Here is a 4,856-nt window from a genome sequence, read left to right as displayed (position 1 = left end):
ACGAGATTCCGTATGGTGACTGGAGTTCAGACGTGTGCTCTTCCGATCTGGCGCCTTTGGCCTGGACTGCTCCGACCTCAAGGGCCGCCAGCTCCTCAACCTGGACTCCGAGGAGGAGGGAATTTTCACTGTCTCCTGCGCCGGCGGCGTGCGGATGGACTGTATGCTCCCTGGTGCGCAGCGGTCCTTAACAGGGGAGACGGGCTATGCCGTGACCATTTCCGGCCTCCAGGGGGGCCACTCCGGTGCGGAGATCGACAAGGGCCGGGCCTCCGCCAACGTTCTGGCGGGCCGGACGCTTTACAGCGCAATGGAGCGTGTACCGGGCCTGCGTCTGGCGGACATCCGGGGCGGAAAGTTCGATAACGTTATCTGTCCCTACAGCGAATCCAGAATTGCTGTTCCGGCAGGGCGGGAGGCAGTGTTCGAGGCCTTTATCAAGGAGTTTGACGGGATTCTCAAAAATGAGTACGCTGGCCGCGACGAGGGCGTAAGCCTTGTTTGTGAGAAGACTGCGTTGGAGACAGCGCTCTCTCCGGAGGACACCGGCCGCCTTTTGCGGACGCTGCTGATCCTGCCCCAGGGTGTCCAGGCCATGAATGTGGATTTCCCCGGTCTGGTGCAGACCTCTTTAAATCTGGGCGTCATGAGGATGGAGGAGGACGGAGTGCATCTGACAGTCTCTATCCGCTCCTGCATTGCCTCTCAGAAGGCGGAGCTGTGCCAACGGGTGCGGGCCATTATCGAGACCGGCGGCGGTACGGCGGAGGCGCGGAGCGACTACCCCGGCTGGCAGTACCAGCGGGATTCCCTCCTGCGCCGGCGGCTGATGGAGGTCTATCGGGATCATACCGGCAAAGATGCCGTCATCGAGGCTACCCACGGCGGTCTGGAGTGTGGATTGTTCATCGAGAAGCTTCCCGGCCTGGACGCTGTGTCCCTGGGGCCGGAACTGCGGGATATCCACTCTCCCCGGGAGCGGCTGGGCGTAGCTTCTACGGAGCGAGTCTACCGCTTGGTGTGTGAGTTTTTGAAGCGCAGCAGGTGACGGAACACCTGTAAATATGGTGTGGCCCAAGAGCCCGGAGATCCATTGGATATCCGGGCTCTTAGTCCGTCAGAAAACCTGAAAGCCGATTCGGCGGGAAGGAAGGGTGTGTGCGGGAAACCCAGGAAGGGTTTCCCGCACGATTGCGATCAGGAGTTTTCAGAACTTTTTAAAGTTCTGAAAACTTGCACAGCTTAGCGAAAAGACTTTTTTCGATAAGCTGTGCCCGGAGATCCATTGGATCTCCGGGCTTTCTACCGGAAACCGGTTTCGCTGCCGTGTTTTTGAGAATATCAAAAAAATTTTTTCCATCCTCCTTTTTTCGGAAACTTTTTTGCCAATTCTACGTCTTAATAGATGTATAAATTTGTAACCATTTTGTTATTGCATTATGGGGCTGACTGTACTATCATGGATAATACAGTTTACAGGACCACGGAAAAGGAGAAAAACATGGCAGAAGTGAAAGAGCGCGAGGAGCTGTCCCAGGCCCAGGGAACGGAGACGGCGGATGTTCAGGCGGCGGAGAGCGCACCCGCCAAGGTGCCGCTGAAAGAGAAGTGGAAGGCCATGCCCCGGAAGAAGCGGCGGAAGATCGTCCGTCTGGTGATCCTTCTGCTGGTGCTGGCCGTTATCGGGGGAATCCTGTACAAGGTCCTCGGCGGCAAGCAGGAGGGGGAGAGCGAGATTATCACCGACGTGGTGCAGTACGGTTCCATTACCTCCATTGTGGACGGCAGCGGCCTTGCAAAGGCCAAAAGCAGTGAGACGATCACGCTCACCACTGCGGGCACCGTGCTGGACGTGCTGGTGGCGGAGGGGGATATGGTTACCGCTGGAACGCCGCTTTTCACCATCGACAGCCCGGCGGCGGAGACCGCTGTGCAAAAAGCCCGCAGCAATCTGGAGGGCTACCAGAAGCAGCTGAATCAGGCAGAGAAGGACATCGCGGGACTGAACCTCTCCGCGCTCTATCCCGGAAAGCTGCTGGAGACTGTCACATTGAACCCCGGAGACTCCATCACCAAGGGGCAGAAGGTGGCGGTACTGGCGGACGACACCCGCCTGCGTCTGACCCAATATTACAGCTACGCCTACGCCGGGGAGCTGTACGCCGGACAGACAGTGGACGTGTCCGTCCCCGCTTTGATGAGCACCATCCCCGGCCGGATCGAAGCGGTACATATGGTCAGCCGCATCACCGCGGAGGGCTCCAAGCTCTTCTCTGCGGAGATTATTCTGGAAAACGAGGGAGCCCTCACCGCTGAGATGGCGGCCTCCGCCACTGTCAATGTGGGCGGCGAGACCGTCTACCCCTATGAGCCGGGGAAGCTGGAGTACTACCGCACCGGCGACCTCAACTCCACCGTCAGCGGCACTGTGATCTCCAGCGGTCTGGTGGACTACCTCCAGGTTTCCGCCGGACAGGTGCTGGTGGTCATCGACGGCGAGGAGAGCGAGAGCGAGCTCTTCACCATTCAGCAGAATCTGGAGACCGCCCGGGAGGAGCTGGAGACCGCCGAGAAGAACCTGGCCAACTGCAAGGCCGTGGCCCCCATCGACGGCATGGTCATCGGCCTCACCGTCCAGCCCGGAGCCGAGATCGCCGCCAACACCACCATCGTCACCATCTCCGACACCTCCACCATCACCGTCTCCGCCAACGTGGACGAGCGGAACATCAGCTACATCAAGCCCGGCATGATGGTGGATCTGAACCAGTGGGGCAACCCCGCCATGGGCATAGTGGAGACGGTCAGTATGTCCTCCACCGTCAACAACGGCGTGGCCACGTACCCCGTCACCATCTCCGCCGACAACAGCGAGGGCACCATCCAGGTCAACAGCTACCTGGATTACAGCCTCACCGCCAGCGAGAACGACAACTGCCTGATCCTGCCCCTCCAGTGCGTGCGCACTGTGTCCACAGAGGAGGGGGAGACGCTGCAGGTGGTCTACGTCTCCGGCAGCAAGCCGGACAATGCCGTGGAGAACGTCATGGTGGACGAACAGATTCCCGAGGGCTACTGGGCTGTGCCGGTGGAGATCGGCATCTCCGACAACTACAACGTGGAGATCCGCTCCGGCGTGGAAGAGGGCACTGAGGTCTTTACTCAGATGCAGTCCATGTACGGCTGGTGATCGCATGGCACATTTGGTAGAATTGCGGGACGTCTACAAGATCTACGGCGAGGGCCTGGAGAGCGAGGTCCGCGCCCTGGACGGGGTGTCCCTGACGGTGGACCCGGGGGAGTTCGTGGCCATTGTGGGCCAGTCCGGCTCCGGTAAATCCACCATGATGAACGTGCTGGGCTGTCTGGACATCCCCACCCGTGGGGACTACTACCTGGAGGGCACCGACGTCCGCGAGCTGACGGACAAGGAACTGAGCCTGATTCGCAACAAGGAGATCGGCTTCATCTTTCAGCAGTACAACCTGATCCAGAGCCTGACGGTGCTGGAGAACGTGGAGCTGCCCCTGATCTATCAGGGCATCAACGCCGACGACCGCTATGACCTGGCCATGGAGGCCCTGGAGCGGGTGGGGCTCTCCGGCCGCGTGAAACACAGGCCCACGGAGATGTCCGGCGGCCAGCAGCAGCGGGTGGCCATCGCCCGGGCCATCGCCACCCATCCCCCCATCATCATGGCCGACGAGCCCACCGGCGCCTTGGATTCCCGCACGGGCCAGGAGGTGCTGCAGTTCCTCCAGCAGCTGAACAAGGAGGGCAGTACCATCATCCTCATCACCCACGACAACGGCATCGCCGCCACCGCCCGCCGCTGCGTGCGGCTCCAGGACGGCAAGATTGTGGAGGACAGGGAACAGGAGGTGGACTGGCTGTGAATATCCGCCAAGCGGTCAAGATGGCCTGGAAGTCTATCGTGGGCAAAAAGGGCCGGTCCATACTCACTATGCTGGGCGTCATCATCGGCATCGCCGCCGTCATGACCATCGTGGCCACCATGAACGGCTACACGGCCAAGACCATGGAGCAGTACTCCGCCATGGGCAGCAACAAGATCAATGTGCAGATTTACAGCTATATGTACGTGGAGGACGCCAACGGCAACTGGGTCAGTGCGGGCAAGGACTACTTCCCGGACCTGTACGACTACTGCAAGAGCCTTACGAAGTACGTGGTGGGCGTGACGCCGGAGGCGCGCTGCCAAGCCACGGTGGTCTATGGTACCAAAAACTCCGACAACTTCCAGTACGACTGGGAGACCCAGACCGGCCAGCGGAGGCCGGACATCTACTACGGCAGCGACCAGTACAGCATCTGCAACAATCTGACCGTCATGAAGGGCCGGGACATTTCCGAGCTGGACGTAAGCCGCTATAACCAGGTGTGCGTCATGGGTTCTCAGGCGGCGGAGACCTTCTTCGGCTCCGCCGACCCGGTGGGAAAGAAGCTCCAGCTCAACGGCCAGAGCTTTGACGTGGTGGGCGTCTATGCCCCCCGTCTCACCGGGGCCGACGCCCAGGGCAGCTTTATCGACAACATCATTATCCTGCCCTACACCGCCCGCCGGGTCATGGGGGGCGAGGCCATGGAGAGTTTTATCGTCAAGGCCAAGGACGGCGAGTCCGTGCAGGAGGCCACCAGCCGCATCCAGGGCTTTTTGAAGGGCCTGGTGGACGAGTCCACCGGCGGGTTCTGGGTGGACTCCGACAACCAGTGGCAGCAGTCCATGAACGAGCAGATGGGCATGATCTCCCTGGTGCTGGGCGGTATCGCCGCCATCTCGCTGCTGGTGGGCGGCATCGGCATCATGAACATCATGCTGGTCACCGTCACCGAGC

Annotated in this window: 3 protein-coding genes; all 3 read left to right on the top strand. The window is 60.5% G+C overall.

All coding sequences use genetic code 11. The features are described from left to right. The first annotated feature begins 1,501 nt into the window (after positions 1 to 1,501). Positions 1,502 to 3,190: an HlyD family efflux transporter periplasmic adaptor subunit gene (locus QZ326_RS11190; protein WP_295745203.1), complete on the top strand. Its 1,689-nt coding sequence runs from the start codon at positions 1,502 to 1,504 to the stop codon at positions 3,188 to 3,190. 4 nt (positions 3,191 to 3,194) lie between these two features. Further along, entirely contained in the window at positions 3,195 to 3,896 is a 702-nt protein-coding gene (locus tag QZ326_RS11185; protein WP_016323863.1) for an ABC transporter ATP-binding protein, read from the top strand. Then, on the top strand, positions 3,893 to 4,856 hold a 964-nt coding region (locus QZ326_RS11180; RefSeq protein ID WP_295745200.1), incomplete at its 3' end, for an ABC transporter permease. The genes QZ326_RS11185 and QZ326_RS11180, both read left to right, overlap by 4 nt.

The organism is uncultured Oscillibacter sp. (assembly GCF_910587525.1).
Classification (GTDB): domain Bacteria; phylum Bacillota; class Clostridia; order Oscillospirales; family Oscillospiraceae; genus Oscillibacter.
Note: the sequence above shows the minus strand (reverse complement) of the source record. Positions and strands in the feature narration are given on the sequence as shown.